Origin of the sequence: Curtobacterium pusillum (assembly GCF_007673235.1) — a bacterium.
In the GTDB taxonomy this organism is placed as follows: domain Bacteria; phylum Actinomycetota; class Actinomycetes; order Actinomycetales; family Microbacteriaceae; genus Curtobacterium; species Curtobacterium pusillum_C.
This window is the reverse complement of sequence record NZ_VDZH01000008.1, coordinates 20046-44203: the sequence shown is the minus strand read 5'-3', so window position 1 is coordinate 44203 and position 24158 is coordinate 20046. Positions and strand designations below refer to the sequence as shown.

The 24158-nt window shown below is 68.4% G+C and carries 20 protein-coding genes; 8 read left to right on the top strand and 12 right to left on the bottom strand.

Going from position 1 to position 24158, the window contains the following annotated elements; genetic code table 11:
• Positions 1-11 precede the first annotated feature (11 nt).
• The 6 genes from FS532_RS17750 (at position 12) to FS532_RS17725 (ending at position 4579) form a co-directional block, all read left to right on the top strand.
• The gene (locus tag FS532_RS17750; protein WP_144757225.1) at positions 12-749 is read left to right on the top strand and encodes a hypothetical protein; all 738 of its coding nucleotides are present in this window, start codon (positions 12-14) and stop codon (positions 747-749) included.
• Entirely contained in the window at positions 743-973 is a 231-nt protein-coding gene (locus FS532_RS17745) for a hypothetical protein (protein WP_144757223.1), read from the top strand. The genes FS532_RS17750 and FS532_RS17745 overlap by 7 nt, the downstream gene beginning before the upstream one ends.
• The gene (locus FS532_RS17740) at positions 970-1725 is read left to right on the top strand and encodes an HNH endonuclease family protein (protein WP_144757221.1); all 756 of its coding nucleotides are present in this window, start codon (positions 970-972) and stop codon (positions 1723-1725) included. The genes FS532_RS17745 and FS532_RS17740 overlap by 4 nt, the downstream gene beginning before the upstream one ends.
• Entirely contained in the window at positions 1725-3344 is a 1620-nt protein-coding gene (locus FS532_RS17735; protein ID WP_144757219.1) for a type IV secretory system conjugative DNA transfer family protein, read from the top strand. The genes FS532_RS17740 and FS532_RS17735 overlap by 1 nt, the downstream gene beginning before the upstream one ends.
• Before the next feature lie 97 nt (positions 3345-3441).
• The gene (locus FS532_RS17730; protein WP_144757217.1) at positions 3442-3825 is read left to right on the top strand and encodes a DUF4913 domain-containing protein; all 384 of its coding nucleotides are present in this window, start codon (positions 3442-3444) and stop codon (positions 3823-3825) included.
• Positions 3826-3967: 142 nt separating this feature from the next.
• Complete coding sequence (locus FS532_RS17725; RefSeq protein WP_144757215.1) at positions 3968-4579, top strand: hypothetical protein; 612 nt, start codon at positions 3968-3970, stop codon at positions 4577-4579.
• A 159-nt stretch (positions 4580-4738) separates the two neighbouring features.
• Here FS532_RS17725 and FS532_RS17720 read toward each other — a convergent pair whose 3' ends face one another.
• The 7 genes from FS532_RS17720 to FS532_RS17695 all read right to left on the bottom strand — a co-directional run bounded on the left by FS532_RS17720 (position 4739) and on the right by FS532_RS17695 (position 12590).
• Positions 4739-5299 (bottom strand): sortase, encoded by a 561-nt coding sequence (locus tag FS532_RS17720; protein WP_144757213.1) that lies wholly within the window; start codon positions 5297-5299, stop codon positions 4739-4741.
• A gap of 97 nt (positions 5300-5396) precedes the next feature.
• On the bottom strand, positions 5397-7106 hold the full coding sequence (locus FS532_RS17715) for a DUF4012 domain-containing protein (RefSeq protein WP_144757211.1): 1710 nt from the start codon (positions 7104-7106) through the stop codon (positions 5397-5399).
• 129 nt (positions 7107-7235) lie between these two features.
• Positions 7236-8120 carry a glycosyltransferase gene (locus tag FS532_RS17710; protein WP_186322126.1) on the bottom strand — a complete coding sequence of 295 codons (885 nt, stop codon included), beginning with the start codon at positions 8118-8120 and terminating at the stop codon, positions 7236-7238.
• Positions 8117-9139 carry a glycosyltransferase gene (locus tag FS532_RS18830; protein WP_186322125.1) on the bottom strand — a complete coding sequence of 341 codons (1023 nt, stop codon included), beginning with the start codon at positions 9137-9139 and terminating at the stop codon, positions 8117-8119. The genes FS532_RS17710 and FS532_RS18830 overlap by 4 nt, the downstream gene beginning before the upstream one ends.
• Positions 9140-9159: 20 nt before the next feature.
• Entirely contained in the window at positions 9160-10350 is a 1191-nt protein-coding gene (locus tag FS532_RS17705; protein WP_144757207.1) for a glycosyltransferase family 4 protein, read from the bottom strand.
• Positions 10351-10360: 10 nt separating this feature from the next.
• The gene (locus tag FS532_RS17700) at positions 10361-11584 is read right to left on the bottom strand and encodes a lipopolysaccharide biosynthesis protein (protein WP_144757205.1); all 1224 of its coding nucleotides are present in this window, start codon (positions 11582-11584) and stop codon (positions 10361-10363) included.
• Positions 11585-11633: 49 nt separating this feature from the next.
• Positions 11634-12590, bottom strand: coding sequence for a hypothetical protein (locus tag FS532_RS17695; protein ID WP_144757203.1), 957 nt, complete (start codon positions 12588-12590; stop codon positions 11634-11636).
• Positions 12591-13043: 453 nt separating this feature from the next.
• Here FS532_RS17695 and wecB point away from each other — a divergent pair, with 453 nt between their 5' ends.
• Positions 13044-14195 carry a non-hydrolyzing UDP-N-acetylglucosamine 2-epimerase gene (wecB, locus tag FS532_RS17690; protein WP_144757202.1) on the top strand — a complete coding sequence of 384 codons (1152 nt, stop codon included), beginning with the start codon at positions 13044-13046 and terminating at the stop codon, positions 14193-14195.
• A 7-nt stretch (positions 14196-14202) separates the two neighbouring features.
• Here the strand turns inward: wecB and FS532_RS17685 are convergent, their stop codons facing one another.
• From FS532_RS17685 to FS532_RS18825, 4 genes are all read right to left on the bottom strand, one after another.
• Positions 14203-15603, bottom strand: coding sequence for a sugar transferase (locus FS532_RS17685; RefSeq protein WP_260852806.1), 1401 nt, complete (start codon positions 15601-15603; stop codon positions 14203-14205).
• Between the two features lie 62 nt (positions 15604-15665).
• Positions 15666-16631, bottom strand: coding sequence for a hypothetical protein (locus tag FS532_RS17680; RefSeq protein WP_144757198.1), 966 nt, complete (start codon positions 16629-16631; stop codon positions 15666-15668).
• Positions 16632-16644: 13 nt separating this feature from the next.
• Positions 16645-18081 carry a polysaccharide biosynthesis tyrosine autokinase gene (locus FS532_RS17675; RefSeq protein ID WP_144757196.1) on the bottom strand — a complete coding sequence of 479 codons (1437 nt, stop codon included), beginning with the start codon at positions 18079-18081 and terminating at the stop codon, positions 16645-16647.
• 193 nt (positions 18082-18274) lie between these two features.
• Positions 18275-18811, bottom strand: a complete 537-nt coding sequence (locus tag FS532_RS18825) for a serine acetyltransferase (RefSeq protein ID WP_186322124.1) — start codon at positions 18809-18811, stop codon at positions 18275-18277.
• Between the two features lie 81 nt (positions 18812-18892).
• Between FS532_RS18825 and FS532_RS18820 the strand changes: the two genes are divergently transcribed.
• Positions 18893-19615: a CPBP family intramembrane glutamic endopeptidase gene (locus FS532_RS18820; protein ID WP_186322123.1), complete on the top strand. Its 723-nt coding sequence runs from the start codon at positions 18893-18895 to the stop codon at positions 19613-19615.
• 145 nt (positions 19616-19760) lie between these two features.
• Here the strand turns inward: FS532_RS18820 and mobF are convergent, their stop codons facing one another.
• Entirely contained in the window at positions 19761-24119 is a 4359-nt protein-coding gene (gene mobF / locus FS532_RS17665; RefSeq protein WP_260852805.1) for a MobF family relaxase, read from the bottom strand.
• Between the last annotated feature and the right edge of the window lie 39 nt (positions 24120-24158).

Sequence of the window (24158 nt, the reverse complement as noted above, 5' to 3'; positions counted from 1 at the left end):
AGGAGCAGACCATGACAGCACTCACGCACCGCGTCGACGCGGCCGCGGTACCGCTGACCGTCTTCGACGCCCTCGAGGTGGGAACGACCGTCGCGTGGAACGGGTGGACGGCGCAGCACGGCACGCTGTTCTCCCCGCTCGAGCGGGAGACCGCGCCCGACATCGTCGTGCTCGTCGACGGACCGCAGGTCGACGTCCTCCACCTCACCGACGCGGGACGCTACCGCCGCACCGCGACGCTGCGGAAGGGCACCGCGACGCTCGCGCAGGTCCTCGACCAGGTCGACGCGCTCGTGCCGGCGGCCCCGGTTCTCCGGTTCGCGACCGGCCGTGAGCTCGACGCACGTGGCCTTCGCGATGTGCCCGCCGTGGCGCTCTGGACCGGCCCGGACGTGCCGGCCTGGCAGGTGCCGCTCACCGGCAGCCGCCGGGACCTCCGCGGGTTTCGGGTGTCCTGGCAGGACACCCTCTCGCACCGCGTGACGGACACCGTGGCCGGAGATGCCGCCAGCGCCCGTATGACGGCCGTGCAGGGCGTCGACGACACGTGGGCCCTCGCTGACGCCAGCGGGGTCGTCTCGGAGCTGCAGGACCCGGTCGAGCACCACACGCTCGCGCAGATCCTCGCGTGGATGAACGCCGAGGTGCACACCCTGCTCGAGCGGACCCCGTTCGAGCAGCTCGGCGCCCGCCCGTTCGCCGTCACCGACCCCGACGGGTCCGGTGCGCTCACCGTTCGGATGTGGTGACCGTGGCCTCGTTCAGCCGAGCCGTGACCGGTGTTGCAGCGTCCGTCCGTGAGGTCGTCGACACGTACAAACAAGCCCGTCGCGACCGGGATGCGGTGATCGTCGCCGCCGTCGAGGTCCTCGGCCAGCGTGGCGCCGCTGAGGCGTCGGGTCTGTCCCGGCGCAGGGTGCGGCAGATCGTCGACGAGGCCGCCGCGGCCGAACGGTCAGGGGACCCTCAATGAGACGCAGTACCCGCGGGCAGCTCCTAGCCGCGGCCGCGCTTGTCGCCGCCGTCGGCGTGGGGACACTGGTCGCGCCCTACGTGCACCTCGGCCCCGCCGAGGGTGCCGGCGCAGCGTCGACGTCGGCAGCGACGCCGACGAGTCGGCCGTCCGCGTCGGGCATGGTGGCTGCGGCCGCGGCGTCGGATGCGCTGCAGGATCTCCGCGCGCTGCCGGTGTCGGACGCGTATGTGCCGGGCTATGACCGGGCCTTGTTCGGGCAGGCAGGGGCCGACGTCGACCACAACGGCTGCGACACCCGCAACGACGTCCTCCGCCGCGACCTGGTCGACGTCGTGACGAAGCCGGGCACGCGTGGGTGTGTGGTCCTCTCGGGGACGCTGCACGACCCGTACACGGGCCGCACGATCGCGTTCACGCGTGGTGAGACGTCGAGCCTGGCGGTGCAGATCGACCACCGGTATCCGCTGGCGCTGGCCTGGCGTCACGGAGCCGCATCGTGGACGACCGAGCAGCGGGAAGCGTTCGCGAACGACCAAACCACGAACCTCATCGCCGTCGACGGGCAAGCAAACGAGGACAAGTCCGACTCCGGGCCCGGCGAGTGGATGCCGCAGCACGCCGGCGACGCCTGCGCGTACGCGACGTCGTTCGTGGCGGTGTCCACGAAGTGGCGACTGTCGATCGCGACGGATGACGAGCAGGCATTGGACCGCACTCTCACCGAGTGCATGACGCAGGGGAGCAAGTGATGAAGACCGCCAGCCCGGACCCGATGCAAGCAGCGTTCTCGGACCTGCACTGGCCGGCGTGGGGCACGCCGGTGCTCATCGCCGTGGGGGTGCTCATCATCGCCGGCGCGATCGTCGCCGGGATCCGGTTCCACGCGCAGTACCCCATCGACCGGATGCAGAAGCATCTCCGTGCCGGGAACAGCCTTGCCCCCGTGCTCTACCCGCGGCGGCGGAAGGACGCCAAGCAGCTCCACCCGTACGCCGAGAACCTGCCCGCCGGGCAGCGGATCGGCACCATTGTGGGCGCGTCGAGCACGTGGGTCTGGCAGGGGTGGCGCGACGTCGCGATCTACATTTTCGGCACCGGCCGCGGGAAGACCAGTTCGCTCGTGGTCCGGCACATGCTCGAGGCCGTCGGAGCCGCGGTGATGACCACGAACAAGGTCGACGGTGTCAAGGAGGTTCTGGCCGGGCGGAAGCGGTCGGGCGACGCGTGGGTGTACGACCCGACACAGGTGTACCGGCACGAGAAGCGCCCCGACTTCATCTACGACCCGCTGACGGCCATCGAGGACCTCGTCGACGCGCAGGAACTCGCGGCGATCTTCGAGGCCAGCACCAAGGACGCCGACAGCAAGAAGGACGCCCAGTTCGACTCGCAGGGGCTCGACCTGTTCGCGTATGCCCTGCTGGCAGCGAAGCTCGAGGGCGAGTCGCTGCGGAAGGTCTACGACTGGGTAATCCATCAGAACCACATGGAGCTCAGCGAGCTCCTCGAGCGCCACGGCCAGACCGGTCCGTCGATGGCCCTCGAGGGGCTGCAGTCGCAGCCGGACAAGACCCGCGGCAGTGTCTACGCCACCGCGCAGCGCATGGCGTCCGCTCTCGCGAACGACAAGCTGCTCGCGTGGACGTCGGCTCCGGGTGTCCGCAAGTTCGATCCGGAGGCCTTCGTGCGCAGCAACGACACGGCGATCCTGATTTCCCGGAACGGACCCGGCTCCGGGTCGGCGTTCGTCGCCGCGCTCGTGCGCGCGATCGCGAAGGCTGGCGAGCGTGCCGCGGCCGCGGACGGGGGTCGGATCAAGGTGCCCGTTGTGTTCGAGCTCGACGAGGCTGCGAACGTGGTCCGTTGGCCAGAGCTGCCGGACCTGGTTTCGTTCTACGGCTCCCTGGGTCTCATCCTCGGGATCTACTTCCAGGGCTGGGACCAGATGGTGCGCGTGTTCGGCGCTGCCGGCGCCGGCGCACTGTGGACGACGTCGCCAATCCGTGTGTACGGCGGCGGTGAGTCGACGCAGTCGGCGTTCCTCGAGCGGTTCAGCAAGGGCATCGGTCCGTACGACAAGTGGACCACGAACCACTCCTCTGGCCGCAACGGGTCCTCGCGATCGCGGACCTCGCACTCGGTGCCGATCCTGCCGGCGGACGAGCTCGCGCACCTGCCGGAGTGGCGGGCTGTGCTCGATCCGGCGGCGGCGAAGCCGGTGCTGATCGAGACGCGGCCGTGGTTCCGGGACAAGGTGCTCACCGCGATGGTGAACGGCCAGGAGGTCGTGGGCGGCAGGATCGTAAAGCAGCCGAAGACGTCGGCTGCGGCGCAGCAGAGCGGAGCGGCCAGTGTCGACGCCGTTTGATGCCGAATTGTGGCCGGCCGGGTATGGCCCGCGCGATCTCGACGCCCCGGACGCTGAGGACGCACCATCGCCGCCGGCGGACCCGCGGACGGGCGAGGTGGCCCCGTCGCCGGCGGATCTGAACGTCGACCAGTTCCTGGGGTGGGTGAAGCTGCAGCTCGGCCGGGTCGAGGCGTACGGGGGAGCGGGGGCGAAGGACAAGCCGGCGTGGTGTCCGGAGTGGTGGAAGCACCCGGAGGTCGTCGAACGGCTGATCGTCGCGTACCAGGCGTACGTGAAGTCTTCCGCGAGCCAGAACGAGGGCGACATGCTCGCGCTGTCCTCCTGGTGGGTTTACCACTGGGATCACCACGCCGCGATCATTTTTAACGCCACGACGGGACCGTTCCGGGCCTGTAACTACAAGGGGCACCTGAACCTGGTCGATCGTGACACGCTCGCGATCACGGTTGACGATCCGCCGACCGGTTGGGAGCCCTAAGCGGCATGGCGCAGTCCGTTGCTCCGTCTCCGCGGCGACGTGCCGCCAGGTCTCGGCCGGGCGCCCGTAGGACGCCGGCAGCGGACGCGAATGCTGCCCCTGGCCGGGCGGCGTGGTCGCTAGGTGATGTCAGACTGCTCGCGTGAGGATGTTGGGGCGAATCCTGCCGAGGGCCGGGCGTGCAGTTCGCAGCTGGTGGCGCAGAGCGTTCCCGAAGACGCCTCAGCACGTCCACTCTGACCTGCGGAACTTCGAGCAACGGCTCGCGGCATATCGGGACGCGAGCGATGCTGCCCGAGCCGAGGCCCGCGCAGCCCTCAGGAACCGGTCCGCTGCAGCCGGCAGCGCCCTTCCCGGAACCGTCCTCGGCGCCGGGCTGACCGCGATCGTGGCGCTCACCGGCCTCATCGGTACGTACACGATCTTCCTCATGCAGTCCGGCGTCGCTGCCGCAAGAGATGCACAGGTGCGTTCGGACGCTCTTCACGACGCCGGCAAGCTCGAGGAAGCGAGAACATTCCTCAGCGGAACCCTAAAGGGCTTGGACAGTCTGCTGAGCAGCGGCGGAGAGCTCCTTGTCACCATCGGAGCCGTCGTCGTGGGCTCGATCTTCCTCGCCTGGGTTATTGCCCGAGATCGCGCGGCGCTCCACGCCATCGCAACGGCCTGGCTCGAGGCATATCTTGAGATCGAAGCCACCACTACAGACGACGGCACCTCAGCCCGACGTGCTCGCTGGTGGCAGCGCCGATAATATAGATTATGTCAGCTTCGTGATCGGGCAGGATCACACTGGCGGGTTGTTCGTAGCGTTCGCTGTCGGTCACGAGCGACACCAGCAGTGCATTGGTTTGGTCAACAGCGAGGCCCCCAGATCCGTGGGCTCCGGGGGCCTCTCTCAGTGCGTGGAGACTCAGACGGTCTCGCGCTGACGACGGACCGACGCACGGACCAGCAGCAGGCCACCACCGAGTACGACAGCGCCGCCGGCGACCCAGATCGCAAGCATCGAGATCGTCGAACCGGTGAAGGCGAGCTCGCCGTTGCCGTTGGTGCCGGCAGCAGCGGCCGGGACGACCGCGGTGCCGTCGGCCGGGACGACCGTCAGGGCCGAGGTGGCGACGTTGCCCGACGTGGCACCGGTAGCAGTGAGCGAGTAAGTGCCCGAAGCACCCCGCGGCAGCGTGACGGAGACCGCAGCGGCACCGGTCGACGACGCCGTGTAGGTCTTCGACACGGTCGTGATGGGCAGCGCGCCCAGCGTGACGGCGCCCGCGCCGGTCACGGAGACGGTAACGGTCTCGTTGGCGATAAACGAGCCGGCGGCGAAGCCGACAGTTGCGGTGCCGCCCGAGACGGCCGCGCCCGAGACGCTGACGTTCGAGGCGGGCACGTAGCCGGCGGCGTTGGCAGCGGACGGAACGGCAACGAATGCGGTAGCGGCCAGGAGGACCGCAACGATGATCTTCTTCATGGATGTGTCCCCTAGACCCTGATGGCTTCGCGCAGATGGTTGTGCTACCAGACCCGAATGCATGGAGGCGCGTTGCGAAGTCCGCTCAATCTACCGGCTATTCACAGCTGGTGACCAGCGGCTTTGTAACCGACTGGTGAACCCCGGGAGTCGAGACCGCGTCGACCGGAGTGCGCCCGAGGTCCGCACCACCGAGGTACTGCACCCGGATCGTCGTGCTTTTCCCTGGTGAAAGCAGGGTTTGAAACTGCGCTACGGGATGGTCGCCGTCCGTTGCCGTCTGTGGAGAAGCCGTCGTGCCATCCTGAGTGGATGTGACGTAGACCCCTGAAGAGGGGGCGTAGATCGCGACGTTTGTCCGAACTGCGCCGGGCGGCACGCCGAAGGTTCCGGCGCCGGTGACGTACTCCGGCAGGCTCATCGCCGCGTCCGCCGGGGCCGTGTTCTGCAGCGTGACTTCGAGCGTCCATGTCGGGCGGCCGTCCTTCCGGCACACCTCGCTGCCGATCGAGACGGACTTCTCGAGGTAGTAGTCCATCTTTGCGCCGGTCGCGTCGTTGAGATACACACCGAACTGCTGCGAACGGTCGTCGCTGGCGGGCAGCGCCCCCGCGATGGCCGTCCCCGTCAGCTCCGCCTGCTCGGCCCGGTCGGCGCTCCAGAGCTTCACTCGTCCCTCGTCGACCCCCGTCGTCAGTGCCGCGATGAACTCCTTCGGGTCGAAGCCGCCCTCGGACACCTTCGTGAACACCGCGCTGGCCGCCGACGCGAAGAAGGCATCCTGCACCGCGGGGTCCGGATACTTCGCGTACGCGTCTTTCAGCAGCAGCTGCACGGCGTTGTCCGAGGTGAGCTCGTCCCCCGTCGCCAGCTTCACCGGGCCCGTCGCCTGCAGGATGTAGCCGAGCGTCACGGGGTCGATCGACAGCACGCCGTCGACGCGCTGCCCGAACTCGCGCTTCCACATCTCCCGCGCGAGCTTCGCCGAGGTGTCGAACCGTGGTGTCAGGGTCACGTCCTGGATGAACTCCCCCGTGATCGAGCCGTACAGGCCCTGCGTGTCTGTGGTCAGCGGCAGCACCGGCTCGTCCACCTGCGGGAAGTTGGCTGTCGATGCCTGCTGCCGGAGCGAGATCCCACCGTCCTCGACGTCCAGCAGCGCCACCGCCCCCGGGATCCCCCCGCCGGCCCGCAGCTCCGCGTTGTTCTGGAAGAGCACCAGGTACTGCTTCGCACCGCCGTCGCCGAGCATCGCCGGCGCCAGCTGCACCACTTTGTCCGCGACGGCCGCCTGTTCCGACACCGACGCCAAGGAGGCTCGGAGCTGGTCCACCGCGTCCGTCACGGCCGACACGGTGTCACCGGTGTCGATGCGGTCGGCCGCGCGGGTCGCTTTGCCGAGCGCCGTGGTCGCCTGCGCGACCGCAGGCTGCGCCGCGACGAGTGGCTGCAGGTCGATCTTGCCGTCCTCGGGTCTGAACGCGGCGACGTCCACGTCGCCCAGGACGCCGGCAACCGGCCGCACGGCGTCGCTTGCGATGTCGTCGACGATCGCGGACACCTGGCGCACGGCGCGCAGGTTGCCGCCGACGAACGGGGTGTGCTCGAAGACAGCCCACACCGGGTCGCTCGTCTTCGCCCGAGCGTCGGCGGCGCTCAACTCGAGCTTCACCGCCGTGCGCTGCGCAGCGGCGGTGTCCCCTTTTGACAGCTGCGCCCGCAGGCTGTCGACGTGCGCGATGGACGACTCGAGGTCCTGCTTCGCAATCGCGCCACGAATCGCCACCCAGGCGACCGCGGCGATCACGAGCAGGACGATGAAGAGGACGCCCCATAGAAGCCAGCGACGGTGCGCGCGTCGGGCGGTCGGCGCGTCGGACATGGTGCTCATCTTAGAAAGCCAGCAAGCTGAACCCGCGAGATCGTCTGCCCAGGCTCACGCTCGACCCGGTCTGATCGTTCGATTGCCGAGACCCCGGACGACTCCACGGACGACTGCTCGAGCTGCCGCAGGATTGCGGGTGATCAGTCCTGCCGCCATTCCGAGCCGTGCGAACATCCACAACCAGACCCGAAGCGGGTGGTAGGTTCTGCCGAAGACGACCGCTGAGCGCGAAGCTTCTTCGTAGGCAATCATCGATCGAGCGCCGGCGTCGTAGCCGCCTGGAGAGACCGTGCCGCCCCGTCTGTGGCGGACGACGACGTCCTCGGCGAGCCGAAACACCGCACGTTCCCCCCGCCGGGTGAGTCGCTCGACGAACTCAACCTCTTCGCAGTACAAGAACAGCCGTTCATCGAGGAAGCCGAACATCTCGAAAGTTCGAGGCCTTGCCAGGAACGCGGCGCCGAAGAAGGTGGGGATAAATCGTCGTCCGACGGGCGCTTCGAGCACCCCTCGGCCGAGCAGAAGGTCGAACCCCGGTCGACGCAGCACGGTCTCGTGGCCGTTCGGGGCTTCCGCGAGTGCGGGTGACACGACGTGCGCTCCCGAACTCGCCGACTCCTCGATCAGAGCGCGAACCGTGCCAGCAGGCAGATCGACATCCGGGTTGAGCACCAGCACGAACTCGTGTCCTGCAGCGATGGCCGCTCGGATTCCGACGTTGTTGCCGCCGGCGTACCCGAGGTTCCGGCTAGGGCGCACGACGACCACGCGATCGCTGATTTCGCCGAGCGCGAACTCCTCGTCTCGTCGCTCGCTCGCCGAGTTGTCGACGATCGTGATACTCACGACGTCCGGCTCGAAGGCCACCGATCTCGCTGCCGAGACGGCAGCAGCTTCTGACCGGTACGAGACGATGACGACGGCTACCGCGCTCACAGCGCCTCCGTGGCCGACCGAGCGCGCGCATCCCAGTTGTTGTGGTCCACGAAGGACCGGACGTCCGTCTGGGTACGACCCGGAGCGCCCATGCTCGCCAGGACCGCACTGACGAAGGATTCCGTTCCGGAGACTCGAGAGATGTCGGGCCCGAAGTGCGCGAGCTCTGGGTAGTCGGAGCACACGACCGGGCGCCCCGACACGACGTACTCGTACACCTTGACGGGATCGACTCCGAGGACGAGTGGGGTGATCTCGAACGGCATCACCAGGACGTCACTCGTCGCCATGAGCGACAAGACCTCGGCATGCGGCTTCGGACCGATCGCGATCAGACGCGGATGGCTCGGAACGCGAACGTCGGTCGGTCCCACGAGCTCCACACGGATGTCGGGCTCCGCCTGGAGCAAAGCGAGGACGTCCTCGAACCGGAACCACTCCGAGACTGTGCCGATGAACCGCACGGTACCCGCCTCGACCGCGCCGGGTGCGGCGAACACCGATTCGGCACTCGCTCGATCGAGTGCGTTCCTCACCACCTGGGTCCTCGCGTCTGGATGTGTCGAACGGACGTCGTCCGCGATGGCAGCACTCGAACACCACACGAGCTCGGCTGCTGCCCGCAGCTGGTGCTCGGCGGCGATGTCCGCTTGGGTCGCGTCCGAGAACTCGCGGTTGAGATCCATGCAGTCGTAGATAATCCGCACCCGCGCGGTGCGGAGCACCCGGACGAGGCGCTGGTGTCGTGCGTGGGTGACGATGACGACGTCTGGGTGCCAGAGCACGAAGAGCAAGAGCGCGGACATGGTACTCATAACTGCGTCCACTGCCGTGAGGCGTTCGCGGAGCCGCTGCGGGACGAGGGGCAGGTGCCAGACCGGAACGGCGAGTCGCTGCCCCTTGACCAACCGACCTCGCTTGACGAACAGGGAGTCGAAGAAGGCGACGTCAACGCCCTCGACACGGCCGAGCGCTTCACTCAGGAAATGCGGACGCTGCTTGATCCACCTGCTGCTCACGTGGGAGAGGTAGGCGATCCTCACGACGCTGCCACGTCGTATATCTCGCTGATACGGTTCGCGATGTTCGACCACGCGTACGACTCTTCCACGAAACGACGCGCCTCCTCCGCCATGGCGAGCCGCGCCTCGACCGGCAGCGCCGCGAGCTGCGACACTGCCTCGGCCAGCTCGATCGGTGAACGCGGAGGAACGAGTAAACCGGTGCGGTCGTTGACGAGTTCGGGAAGCCCGCCGACGTCGGATGCGACCAGTGGGAGTCCGCTCGCCATCGCCTCGAGGGCGGAGAGGCTGGTTGCCTCCAGGAGCGACGGGATCACACACAGGTCGGAGGCGCGGAGGTAGCTCGCCATCCCGGCGGCGTCGACCGAATCGACCACCGCGATCGTGCCTCGTGCGCGCGCCAGAAGCCCGCGGACTTCCTGCGCGTACTCGGGGAAGTCGGACTCGCCGGCTCCCACGAACACCATGGCGACCTCGGCGGGCCACTCGGGCAGTGTGATCGCTTCGGCGACGAAGACCACTCCCTTGCTCGGTGCCCAGCGTCGCGGGACGATGCAGACGGTCTCCGCCGCAGGGAGGCCGAGGTCGCCGCGAGATTCTCGTCGCTCGACGGCCTCTGCGGGCCGGAAGGTCTGAACATCGACGCCGTTGGGGACGTACCGGATCGGACAACGCACTGCCGCTTGGTCGGCGAGTTCGGGTGACGGTCCGGTCGCCGCTTGGAACGGCGTCGTGAGCCATCTGGTGACCCACCGACCGATCACGGGAACCCGGCGCAGGATGAGGAACTCTCCGAGGTGGTTTGTCCAGACTTGGCGGATACCGGAGCGACGGAGACGTCGCGCGATGACGGCGCTCGTGACGAAGTCGTGGTGGTGGATGACGTCGAATCGGCGCTCCAGCTCCGCGCTCTGCAGGGTCCGACCGATGCGTCGACCGATTTGGACGCGCGCGAGGAAGTTCGAGAGGAACCGGCCGCGCCCGGTGCTCCGACGGGTCCGCGCACGCCCCTCGGTGCCTGCGGTGTGCGGGTCGATGACCCACAATTCGGGCCCGTCGACCGCGAGCAAGCTTTCTCCCGGGCTGGTGCGCCCCACCGTGACCGTGTGGCCGGCTGCCTCGAGCTCTTTGGCCAGGTTGTAGACGTGCAGCTCCACACCGCCCCGGGTCCGGTCGACGTAGCTGTTCGTCAGCATCAGGATTCGCATTGCGCCTTCTTCAGATTTGCGTGAGGAGGACGGCCCCGAGGACGAGTCCGACGGCGGCAGTCGAGACGACCACGGCTGGACGGTCGAGGCCGAGAGCAGGCTCGGCGCGACGGAGGAGCACAGAGGTGACCAAGGCTCGTGACGCGGTGCCGAGCGCGATCGCTGCGCCCGCCGCCTCCCAGCCGAACGCTGTGACCAGTAGGAAGCAACTCACTGAGGCGATGACCACGCCGACGGTCGTCCCGGCCGATACCGCCCCGGACCGTCCGAGCCACATCAGCGCTGCAGCCCTGTTGTCGGCAAGCGCCTGGAACGACCCTGCACTGAGCGAGACGAGGACGGCGAGCCGCACTGCGCTGGCGTCGTATGAGGGAGGAAGCCACAGGGGCAGGAGCACGAAGATGAACACTACGACGCCGATCGCGACGGCCACGAGCACCACCTGAATGCGGACAAGGTTCCGGTTGAGCAGGCTGCGCAGTTCCGTCACGCTGGCCGCGACTTGCGCTCGGGTGGACCAGTGCGCGTCGAGGGACGCTCCGATCGTGGTGACTCCGCCGATCAGCAGCGACGCGTATTGGAAACCTGCGAGCCCGACCGGACCGGTGACCAGCCCGACGATGATTCGTGCGAGGAGGAGCGTGGCGACAGCAAGCACGAGGTGCGGCACGAGACCGACCGACTGGAAGCCGATCTGCCGGGGGCTCTCTGAGACGCCCGCGTCGGGCTGGTGCTTGACGAGTGGCGCTACGACGGTCGCGCCGAGGATCAGGGCGACGACGTAGACGGTGAGACCGGCGTCGAGAGACCCGGTGATCCCGGCGACCGCAGAGAGCAGGAGCAGAGCCAGGAATTGCGACCAGATCGTCACCGCAGCGTACAGACCGGCCCTGTTCAGTCCGCGGACCACCCCGAGACCTAGGATCGAGCAGCCCGTCGCCGCGACCACTGCCGACACTCTCAGGACCGGGCTCCCGTTCGTCACGGCCAAGCCGACGACGCTGACGACCGCGACCGCGATCAGAACCACGAGCAGGAACCGTACGAGGCGGCCGTCCGCCGCACCGGCCCTCATCGGTTCCCTTGCCAGACGGTTCGCGACGTGCAGGTGCGCACCGAGCGTCACCACCGGCGCCAAGATGCTGCTGAACGCGAGGACACCTGACAACTGACCGACGGACGCCGGTGCGAGAAGGCGACCGAGGAGCGGCCACACGAGGAGCGTGGTCCCCACGACGGCAATCGGCCCGGCTTGGAAGAGTGCGAAGCGGATTCGATGCGCGCTAATGGAGTGGTCTCCCCACAGCGATGACATGTGTAGCCCGACGTGGTCGGAGGAACACGTGACCGACGCCGAAGCAGATCACCAGGAGCCCGAACGTGAACGTCAAGTTGATCAGGAGGTAGGCGCCGTTTCCATTCATCAGGAACAGACGGATCCCGTACACCAGCACGCCGGCGCCGACAGTGAGCAGGGGCGCCTTTGCCCGCTGCAGTCGCACCACCGCTGACCGCCACACGACCCCGAGCGCCAGGAGGACGAGGACGCACGCGAGGACCGGCATGCTGTAGAGCAGGTAGACGGGTCCGCCCACCGTCACCGGCACGAGGAACGCCCCGCGCTGGATCGGTGTCCCCGTCACGACCGACGAGACCAGTTCGTCGAAGGAGTACCCCTCCGGGGCAGTCCCCAGGTAGCGGCCGAAGAGCACACCGAGATCGCGCAACAGCACTGAGGTGTGGTCTGAGATCCCCACCGGCCGAGCTGTCAGTGCCGTGTACCCGGCGATGATCGCGTCACTCGTCGATCGCCGGATCACGTAGGCGATGCCAGCGTCCGAGCCGGCGAGCGTCTGGTACCTCGAGCCGACGTACGTGACGTACCCGATGGCCACTACTGCACCGGCCGCGAACCCCGCGAGCTGCTTGAATCCGAGACGTCCGTACCGGATTGCCAGGCCGAGCGCGGTGATGATCAGCACTTCGATGAGGCCACCCTTGAACCCGAGGAAGACCTGGGTCACGACGAACAGGCCCCAGAGGGTCACCGCGGCGCGTTTCGAGGCAGCGCGGATGGTCGCGAGACCGATCAATGCCGCGATCGGCAGGGCGTACAGGACCGCTCGACTCGGGAACCCACCGAGCCCGCTCGAACCGATGTCGAACCGGCTCGTCTCGACGCTGCTGCTCAGGAGCGGGATGCCGACGGCGGAGAAGTGCACCACCGCGAGCAACCCCAAGACCAAGATGCAGCCACGGAGGAATGCGGGAAGCCACGCTGGCTCGTCCGGTTCCCCGACCAGTCCTCGAGAACCGACGCGGCTGGCGAGGAAGCCCCCGGCAGCGAAAACGAGCGGCGCAAGCAGCACGACAGCCGTCCCGCGCACCTGCCCCCGATCGTGCACGAGCAGCGCAAAACCGACGGTCGGCAGTGTCCACTGCGCCAGCAAAATGGCGGTAACGCCGAAGGTGGCTGCACGGGTCTCGATCGCCGGGGCCCGTCGCACACCAACCGCGGAACGATCCGCAACGGTCTGACGTGGCAACAGGTCCCCTTTCGCGGCGGACCTGGCCAGCCCCGCGCTCGGTCATTCTGCCACGAAGATCCAACCGGACTGGGGTCTTCCGACGTCTAGAATCTCGCGAGGGGGCACACGAGCTCCCCACGTCGCTCGGAGATCAACTTGAACATCATGCCGATCTACGGCACGCGTCCGGAAGCCATCAAGTTCGCACCGATCGTCAAGGCACTCCGATCGCACCCCTCCTTGGCCTCGCACGTCACGGTCACCGGTCAGCACCGGGAGATGCTCGACCAGGTGAACGAGGTCTTCGGGATCATCCCGGACACCGATCTGGCGATCCTGAAACCGCGCCAGACGCTGGTCGACATCGCAACAGCCACGATGCACGGGCTCGACGTCCTATTCGGAGCGGAGAATCCCGACGTCGTGATGGTGCAGGGAGACACCTCAACTGCCTTCGCTGCGGGCCTGACTGCCTTCTACCACCAGATCCCCGTCGTGCACCTCGAGGCCGGGCTCAGGAGCCATGATCTCCGCCTTCCGTTCCCTGAGGAGGGGAACCGGAAGCTCCTGACGCAGATCACTTCGCTCCACCTCGCTCCGACACCACACAGCCGTCAGAACCTCGTGAACGAGGGCGTGTCCGCTGACGCGATCGTCGTCACGGGGAACAGCGTCATCGATGCGCTCCTCGAAGCACGTTCCCGCAGCCACGTCGCGTTTTCCGACCCAGCACTCGGGGAAGCGATCAAGACCGATCGGAGGATCCTCCTGGTCACGTCGCACCGGCGGGAGAACCTCGGCGGGGGGATGGAGCAGATCGCCTCGGCACTCAGAACCTTGGCGATCGCCCACCCGGACCTCCTCATCATCCTCCCGGTCCACAAGAACCCGGCGGTTCGCGACGCTCTGTTGCCGCCACTGCAGTCGCTACCCAACGTCCTGATCATCGAGCCAGTCGGGTACGGCGAGTTCATCCACTTGCTCGACGCCTGCTCGATCGTGCTCACTGATTCCGGCGGCATCCAGGAAGAGGCGCCCGCACTGGGGAAACCGGTGCTCGTGATGCGCGACTCCACTGAGCGGCCGGAGGCGGTCGACTTCGGTGTCGTCAAGCTCGTCGGCACCGACCCGTCGACGATCGTCCGGTCGGTCGATGATCTGCTGCGATCAGACGAGGCGTACGCCGCGATGTCGCAGGCAGTGAACCCCTACGGCGATGGACGTGCGACCGAACGGACGATCGCTGCCCTTGAAGCATTCACTGCAGGACGGCCGGTCTCGGGCGTCGCGGATTTTGCTCCGTCCAACCGCGGCTAGGAGTTCGCTAATGGGCGTCGCTGCCCGGCTGCAGGACTGCCTTGATCGTTCGCCAGAGGATGACCATGTCGCCGGTTATCGACCAGTTTTCGACATAGTACAAGTCGAGTCGGATTGCGTCTTCCCAGGCGAGTGACGACCGTCCTCCGACCTGCCAGAGCCCACTCATACCGGGCTTCAAGAGCAGTCGCCGCCGCGCGGCATCGTCGTACATCGCAACTTCGCCTGCACGCTGAGGGCGGGGCCCGACCAGGCTCATCGATCCCTGCAGGACATTGAACAGCTGCGGGAACTCGTCCAGTGAGTGCTTGCGGAGGAAGTGCCCGATCGACGTGACGCGGGGATCGTTCTCAACCTTGAAGAGCGGCTTGTCGGAGGTCCCCTGCTGGACGAGGAGCGCGGCGAGTTCGTCGTCGGCGTTGACGCGCATCGACCGGAACTTCAGCATCAGGAACGGCTCTCCGTTCTGGCCGATCCGCTCCTGACGGTAGAAGACGGGCCCAGCGCTCGTCAGCTTGACCGCGAGCGCGATGACTATCAGCACCGGCGACAACACCGTGATGAGTGCCGCAGATCCGACGAGGTCGAACGCGCGCTTCATGAAGTGTGTTGAGCCCTCGTACCGAGGCATCTCGACGTGGATCAACGGCAGCCCGGCGACGGGACGAGTGTGGATCCGCGGGCCGTTGATCTGCGTGAGACTCGGCGCGACTATCAGGTGCTGTCGGCCGCCTTCGAGACCCCAGCTCAGCTCGCGGACGGCTTGCGCACCGAGTTCCTCGGAGCTCGTCACTGCCACCGTGTCGGCATCGCTGCTGTTCAGTGCCCGGAGCGCATCGGGGATCCGACCGACGATCGGGATGCTCGTCCCGGCGACGGTGTCACCGATGGCACCCTCCGGCACACATGCGGCCACTACCCGGTACCCCTCCTCCGGATGCCGTGCGAGTTCGAGTGCGAGGTGCGCGACGCTCGACGTGGAGCCCACCAACAGGACCTTCGCCGAGTACCGACCGCCCTGACGCTGTGCGTTCAACCACTGCCGCCAGATCCATCGGCTGAACATCAGGACCAACGTGCCGAGTGGGAAGGCGATAAATATGTACCCGCGAGCCAGGTCGATCTTGAAGACGTAGGCGACGATCGCGACGAACGCGAATAATCGGATCGAGGCGTCGACGATCCTGCGGTACTCGGCCGAACCAGTGCCGACGTACCGGTTGTCGCGGGTGTCGTAGAGCGCGAGGACGACCAGCCAGGCAGCGATGATCGCCAGGGAGACCGTCGTGTAGCCGATTGCCAGGTCCGCGATGCTGCCACTGACCGCGACGCCCGCGCTGTCGAGTCCGAACCAGGCGATCTGCACGCCGAAGATCACCCAGATCAGCACGAGGACGTCGGTGGTCACGAGTCGGCGAGCGTAGTTCGCCGCCCACGGCACTGCGGCGGTGGGCTGCCGACCGTTCAGGGTCACCACGTCGCACCACCGTCGCTCGAGGTGCGGACCTCGGCCCCGGTCCACAACCACACGGCCTCGCCTGCCCGGGCGATGGCAAGCGGCGCGTCCGGGTCCTCGTCCGCGTCCGCGTCCGCAGCGCACCCGACGACGGTGGACTTCGTTGAAGGTGTCACACCGGTCGCCGGCATCGACCGGATCTCCGCACCGGCGCACGTGGCGGCACCGACACGGGCGACGAGATACGAGTTACCGTCATCGGCCAGCGACCGCGCCCCGACGAGCGGCACGCCCACCCAGGCGCCGTCACCCGAGCGCCACTGCACCTCGTCGGCACAGACGACCGCGGTGGTGAACGTACCCTCGTACGCCTGGATGGGGTCGGCGCACGGGGAGTCGACGGTGCCGGTCGACAGGATCAGACCGTCCGGTCCGACACCGGCTCCCGCCGCGCCGGCGACTTCGTACTTCCAGGACCGTCCGTCGTCGACCGACGTCCGAACAGCCGGCTCGCAGTCGTCGCCCGTGCCGACGACGACCGAGACGCCGTCGGTGCCGGCGCGGAGCGCCAGCACGGCGCCGGATCCTGCCCCGCGACCGACCGGCGCCCACGTGCGTCCGCCGTCCACAGTGTGTTCCAGTACCCCGTCGGTTCCGTCGCACACCCCACTGGAGGCGCGCCATGCCTCCTGTCCGTCCACTGCGGACAGCAGACGGCGGACGGGCGCGACCGTTGCTGCGGGATCCGTCGTGACGGCGTCGGACGGCTCGGCCGTCGTGGGACTCGGCGAACGGGGCGCGCTCGAGAAGGTGGGCACTGGTCCGGGGTTCCCGTTGGACGCCGGTGCGGTGCGCGTCAGCGCGAGTGCGACGAGTAGCACGTCGACAACCACCAGGGCGACCACGATCACGGCGACCCAGACGAGCGTGCGGCGCGAGGAGACGCTGCCGAGGGTGCGGAACCCTCGGCGCGGACTCACGTGCGGACCGCCGTCATCGAGTAGCCCTACGGGTGGCGGCGACGCGCCCGCGCTTCGGGGGCTTCGGCATGGGGGTGTCCTCGTCCTCCATGCCGTAGCCGTACGCGTAGCCGTACCGGCCGTACCCGTAGGCGCCCGGGCCCTTGGTCGGCATCATCGTCATGACGAAGCCGGCGATCGGGGCGCCGACGTTCTCGAGTGCGCTGACGGCGCCGGCGAGCTGACCCTTGTGGGTGCGGCCGGACGCGACGGCGACGATCGCACCGGAGACTTTCTTCGACAGGATGGCGGCATCGGTGACGGGCAGCAGGGGCGGTGCGTCGAAGAGCACGTAGTCGAACTGCTGCTCGAGACCGGCGATCAGGTCCTGCATCGCGCGGGAACCGAGCAGCTCGGACGGGTTCGGCGGGATCGGCCCGGCGGGGAGCACCACGAGGTTGCCGCGGCCCCACGGCACGGCGACGTCCTCGATGGTGGCGCGCCCGATGAGCACGTCGGTGAGCCCGGCAGCGCCCTCGAGGTCCATGTAGGTGGCGATCTTCGGTCGACGCAGGTCGGCGTCGATCAGGATCACGCGGAAGCCGGCGCTGTCGAGCGCGATGGCGAGGTTCGCGACGGTGGTGCTCTTACCCTCGGCCGCGACCGACGACGTCATCACGAACGTACGCGACCCGGTGCCGAGGTCGAGGAACTGCAGGTTCGTGCGGAGCGTTCGGAAGGACTCGGCCCGCGGGCTGCGCGGGTCGACCTGCACGATGAGGGGACGCTCCGACGCCTTGCTGTCGAAGGCGATGCCGCCGACGACCGGCTTCTCACTGATCTTCTCGACGTCGGACTCGGTGCGGACACGGTTGTCGAGCGTCTCGCGCAGGACCGCGACACCGACACCGAGCGCGAGGCCGACGAGCAGCCCCAGCACGACGTTGACCGGCACGTTCGGGCTGACCGGCGCGCTCGGCACCTGGGCCTCCTTCACACGGGTGAGCTTGACCGTGCTCGTACCGTCAGCGTCGGTGGCCTCGATGTTCTGCACCACGTTCGTCAGGCTCTCGGAGGTCGCGTTCGCGATGTCGGCGGCCTGCTTGGCGCCCGTGTCGTTCACGGTGATCGAGATGAGCGTCGTGTTGAGCGGCGCATCCGAGGTGACGAGCTCGGCGAGTTCGTCCGACGTCATGTCCAGCTTGAGGCTCGAGATGACGGGGAGCAGCACGATCGGCGTATCGACGAGGTTCGAGTACGTCAGCACCCGCTGCTGCGTGAAGGTGTTCCCCTGCGCCAGGTCACTCGCACTGCCACTGGTCTGCGTCGAGACGAAGACCTGCGCCGACGCGGAGTAGACCGGCTGCTTGAGGAGCGAGAAGCCCGCCGCCGCGGCGACGCCGACCAGTGCCAGCACCAGGATGAAGACCCATCCCTTGCGCAAGACCGCGATGTAGTCGCGTAGCTCCACGCGGCACCCTTCCCCGACTGTGGCCGCGCCCTGCAGAGTCCCTGTCGCAGGTCGACCGGGATCGTCCCAGCGTTCGGCAGGGAAATACTGCCACACCGAGGAGGACTGCTGACCTCGCCCACACCAGTGGGTCGACCGCTGGACCTGAGGAAGTTCGAGACGGTTGAGGACCCGCGGAGGCGTCGCCTTCCTCCTACGCCCGCACGGAAGCGGGATTCCCAGAAGCGGTCGCACCCTCTGGCACGTCGACGGTCACGAGCGCGAGGGCCGCGATCCGCGCGCGATCTCCGATCCTCGTCTTCCCGACGACAACGCAGTTCGCGCCAAACTCGACACCGCTCCCGATCGTCGGCGCGGCTGTGTCCTGCCCGTTGCGGCGGGTGATGGCCCCGATCGTCACGTTCTGTCGCAGGAGGCAGTCGGCGCCGAGCACTGCTGCTCCGTGGATGACTATCCCGTGCGGATGGAAGCTACGCAGCCTCGGACCCGCACTGAGTTCAGGCGGGAGTTCGACCGTGAGCACCAGCGACGTCACGAGGCGGTAGCCGATCGCCCAGAGCCGTCCGAGCAGACCCGCTCGAGCGTAGAGGTACTGCGTCGCCCGGAAGTTGAAGAGCACGAACCGGGAATTCCAGGCATTGACGCCCCAGTCTTGGAACAGCCACTTCCGCAACGGAAGATCGATCTGCGTCCCGCGTGCCATCTGCCATCCCCTGCTGTCGATGCGCATGTCGACTCACGTGCAAAGGTAGCCGCAGTGCGCGCGGGAGGCTGGCCGGCGACGCTGGGCCTCGTCCCGTACGGTGGCGACATGCAGCCCGAACCGGACGCGCCCACCGCCGCCCGCCCTTCCTCGGCCGTGCGGGACCTGCTGGTCATCATGATCGCGCTCCTGGTCGCCGTGCTGCTGTCCCGGATCGTCGGTAGCGTCGCCCGGACTGGGGGCCTGCCGTCCCCGGTCACACAGATGCTCGCAGCCGACCTTGCCGTGTGGGGACCGCTCGCGCTCGGCGTCGGGTGGGTGCTCCGCAGGTCGTCACCGACGGTGCTCGTACGGCGACTCGGGCTCGGGTGGGCCGACGTAGTCGCGGCGATCGGCATCGTCATCGTGTGCCGCGGACTCGATGCGGTGCTGTCCGTCACGTTCTTCGGCACGACCGGGTTGACGCCGCAGGTGACCCTTGGCACGCCGGATGTGGTGCTGCTCGTGGTCTCGGCGATCGGGGTGTGCCTGGTCAGTCCGGTGCTCGAGGAGATCGTGTTCCGCGGGGTAATGCAGCGCCGACTATCGTCCGAGCTGACGCCGCGCACGCGGTTCCTCGCTGTACTGGCGACCACGTTGGCGTTCGCGCTGGCGCACCTGGCGATCACGACGACTACATCGTCGGTCGCGGGATTCGAGATCTTCGTGACGACGTTCGTGCTCGGCCTGCTGACGGGGACACTCGTTGCCATAACCGGCCGCGTCGGCGGGGCCATCCTGGCGCACGTTCTATTCAACAGCGTCGCAGTCGCCCTCTCCTGGCCCTCCTGAAGGCGTCCTAGACCGATACCACCGCCCGCGAAGTAGTCAGCGAGATACCAACCCGGTGGAGCCGTTCGACCGCGGGATGGTGCGATATCGCGTGTTCTCCCAAGTCGTCCGCTCAGTCAGGTGGTCGTGCGCCTTCTACTGTCGCTCAGCGTTCCAAGCCCTCGTCACCTCGAGTACGCGTGGTGTCGCGGTGCTCAGTGCGGCGTTCTTCCTCGCGAGCTTTGATCTCTTCTGAGGTCGCGCGCTTGTCGGGGTCGAAGCCGGCGCCCTCAAGCAGGCGACGCTCCCGCTCGGCTCGGGTGCCGGCGGCGGGCTCGGTGGGCTCGCCGCCGGCGGCGGCGGTATTGGCGGGAGCGGACGTCTCGCTCGAGCTCGCAGTCCCGTAGAGGGCAGCGAGCCGGTCGGTGCGCTCCTTCTCCTTCGCCGCTTCACGTGCGACCTGCTCACGGTCTCGATTGGCCTTGCGCTGGGCGTCGCGCGTTGCCTGCTCCTGGTCGCGTTCGGCCTTGCGCTGAGCGTCGAGCAGGGCCCGGCGTCGGTCGTCATTGGCCCGCTGGATCTGACGGGCAACTTCGGAGGTGATCGTCTGCCCGGCGCGGCCAGCATGCCGACCGAGGTGGTCAAGGGTCTCGTCGAGGGGGTCGCTCATGGTGGTTCCTTCCTGCGTAACGGTGGGCGGCGCCGAGGCCACTGGAGTGGTCCCGGTGCCGGCCGACGTCGCGGGTGCGGCTTCGGCCGGGGACTGCTGCGGAGCGGCCTCCGTGGCGGTCTCGGTACGGGTTTCAGTAACGCCATCGGGCGCGGTTTTCACAGCGCTCGATGCGGACTGCTGTGCGCGCTCGGCCGCAGCGCGGAGCGCGGTACGGGCCGATGTTGACCGCTCGGCAGCCGACGCCGCGTAGTGCGCCCGAGTGGACTCGGTGACCTCGGGTGCGGTCGACAGGGCCGCAGCCTTGTGTAACGCGGTCACGCGCTCCTGCAGGTAGTCGGCGACGGGGTTGCCGCGGAGCTTGTCGGGGATCGCCTGCGGTTCGGACGGGTCGATGCGGTACTTCGTGCGGAGCACGTCGACCTCGGCCGCGGTGCGGTGCCAGTCGAACATGCGCCACGGCTCCGACGGGAGTCGTCCGAGATCCTGCGTCCACGCCGGCTGCTCAACGGCGAGGGCTGCGCCGCGCTCCTTGAGGCGGACGCCGATGTAGTGGTGCCGCTCAGCGAGGTGGTCACGCCACTCGGCGGGCAGGAGCTCGTCCTGGTGGCGGCGGCCGTCGGCGATCCACGCGGGAACGCCGTCGACGGGCTCCCGGTCGACGACGCGGACGATCGGCTGACCGATCCCCTCGAGGGCCTTCTCGATGCGCCAGTGCAGCACCGCGGGGACGTCGTCGGCGGTGCCGAGCTCTCGCTGCTTGTACGCGTCTCGCAGCGTTGCGATCGGGTCGTGGCCGTAGTCCTCCGCGTGGCGGAGCGACGCGGCGAGGGCACCCCACGACTCCTGCGCCTCGAGCGACGTGGCGAGCTCGGCGCCGAGGGCTGTGGTGACGACTGCGCCGGCGCGGAGCTCGTCGGCGTGCACGGCGACGTCGGCGTGCTGGTCGATCAACGTCACCAGGTCCTCGACGCGGTCCTGCTCAAGGCGGATCGTCTCGTGAGCGGACAGCATCCGCTCCGAGCGGGCGGCGATCTGCTCGAGGGCGTCGGGGACGGTCGCGGCGTCGTCGAGGGCCAGGTAGAGCCGGTTGCTCTCCTTGCCGCGGGAGAGGGCGGTGTAGGCGTCCTCGCGGCTCATGGTCGCGTCGCCGAGAACGTGGGTGCGCTCGGTGGTGAGGCCCTGGGAGCGGCTGATGGTGCGGGCGTAGCCCACCTCGACGTGACGGCTGACGTAGCCGGCGGGGAGCTGGATCACGGCGCCGGACTCGGCGTGGGCCACGTCGAGGGCGCCGTCGTCGCGGATCCCGGTGACAGACCACAGGTCGCCGTTCTTGACCCGGTCGCGGCCGCCCTGGATCCGCAGATCGGACTCGTTGCGGCGGGTGACGATGGTGTCGCCGACGTGCGCGGCGAGCCCGTCGCGCAGCGGGACGGAACGGCTGGTGTCGACGTCGCCGGTGGAGATCCGGAACGCCTGCGCACGCGCGTTGAGGTCCGCGACGGCAGTGGCCGTCGGGGCGAGCATGAGGGACCGGGTGCCGGTGAGGGTGTCGTGCTGCCAGCCCTCGAACACCGCGGCGGTCATCCGTTCGCTGTCGCCGCCGACGACACGGCCGTTGTCCTGGTACCAGGCGAACGGGTCGCCGGCTCGCATCGGGTCGCGGAGCCGGAGGGACGCTTCGGCTTCGCCTGCGTCACCGAAACGGTGGACGTGCTCAAGCTGCACGGACCCCACCTCGCGGTCGATGAGCCGCAGCACGCCGCCGGCCTCGACAGCGGACAGCTGCCGGTCGTCACCGATCCCGCGGACCACGGCGCCGTACTGGTTCGCGATCGCCTGGACGTCGTCGAGGCGGAACGTACCGGCCATGCCGGCTTCGTCGACCACGATCACGTCGCCGGGCTTGAGCGCGTACTTCTCGGCGACCTCATCCTGCTGGTGGGCGACGATGAAGCCGTGGATCGTGGTTGCTTCGATGCCGACCGCGTCCGAGAGGACGGATGCGGCAGGGGCAGACGGGGCGAGGCCGATCATGCGCACACCGCCTGACTCCAGCGCGTCGTTGGCGAGCTTGAGTGCGGTGGTCTTGCCCGCGCCGGCGGGACCGATCCCCATCAGCAGCTGCCGGTCGGACGTCGCGAACGCCTTCGCGAGATCCCGCTGCCCCTGGTCGAGGGGACCGTCGTAGGCGGCCGCGACGCGCTCGAACACGTCGATCGACACGGACGCCATCGTGCGGGTGCGAGCGGCGTCGAGGAGGCGGTCCTCGGCCGCGAGGATGGCACCGGAGGTGTAGACGGTCTTGCCCTTGTGCTCGAACACCGACTCGCCGGTCGAGCGGGTCAGCGGCTTGAACGCACCGTGCGGGGACGGCGGCGTGAGCGAGATCGACCCGTGCAGGGCGGTCTTGGCGACCTGCTGCACGAGGGGCTCGGCGACGTCCTGATCCGGGATAATCTGCGCGAGCTGTCGGCGGGCCTCGGCCTCGATGACGCCGGCACCCCACACGGAGTACCGCTCCTCAACCGCGGCCAGGACGAGGCTCGCCCGCTCGTCGACGTCGACGGTCGGGACACCGAACCCGTCACGTGCGCGAGTCTCCGCGACGCGCCGCGCGGCGGGGAGGACCTGGTCGGCACGCTCCTGGCCGACGCGGGCAACGGCGTCGTCGTGGGTTGCCTGCGGGGACCGTCCGTGCTCCTTCTGCGGACGCGTCTCCAACGTCGCCTGCTGGGCGATGCGGATCTGCGCCTTCGTGTCCGGGGCGCGTCCATGGTCGCGCTGGTACTCCGCGGTGAGGCGTTCCACCTGCTCGCGGATCGACGCGGAGCGGGAGGAGAACGTCTCGAGCAGGTCGGTGTCGACGCCGGCGATCTCCATCACGGGGCGCTTGCCGGCGGACACGGTGCGGGCCTCTGTGGTGACGTCGAGGGCCTTCGTGACCTCGGACATGATGGCTGCGTTGTAGTACTCGGAGATGGGGACGTTCATGCGGTGTAGCAGCTTGGAGTCGATGGTGCGCCACTTGCCGTCGGAGCCCTGCACCTTGTTCGCGACCACGAGGTGGTCGTGCAGCTGCGGGTCGCCGTTGCGGGACTCGAAATGCCGGAACGCCGTCACCGCGACACCACCGTTGACCTCGATCTGCTCGACACCGTTCGTCCCCGCGCGGGTGGCAAGGGCTTCCCGCTCGAGGTAGGCGATCGTCGATGCGACGGCGCGATCCTGCGCCCGCTCGATGGCCCTCCGGGTCTCGTCGTCACCGAGTGCCCAGAGAACAGAAACGCTCTTCGCGGGTGAGCACACCAGGTCGAACCCCGCGACGGCCTGCTGGTCGGGCCGCGTTGCGGCGGTGATGTAGCGGCCGAGTTCTTCCTTGTCGGCGGGTTCGCGGCCCTTCGCGTCTCGGAACGCCTGGGCGCCCTCGCGGGAGCGGATGAGGCGGCGTTCCTCGGTGTTGGGCTCGTGTCCCTGAATGCGCTGGAAGGTCGCGTATCCGGCCTGGATGTGTCCCTGCAGGCTGTTCTCGTCGGCCTTGTAGACGTAGTAGGACCGGCCGAGCTTCGCCGCCCCCTGGGCCTCCTTGCCGCTCCTGCCGGCCTGCAGGGCTTCGGCAATGATGCGGTCCGCGTCGGGGTGCAGCCCCTCACCGAACAGCGCCTTCATCTGCTCTTCGGTGACGGTCCCGGAGACGCCGAGGACGGCGGCGCCGCCGCCCATCCACCGTCCCGGAGGGTTCCCGTCGGCGGTGTAGTAGTCCCCGAGCTCACGGTCGTGGTCACGCCGTGCGTCGCCAGTGGCGACCTCGGACGTGTAGTACGTGTACCCGTCACCGGCGGAGAGAACGTGCATCGTCATCATCCGCGGTCACCGCCTCGGGGACGTGTCACC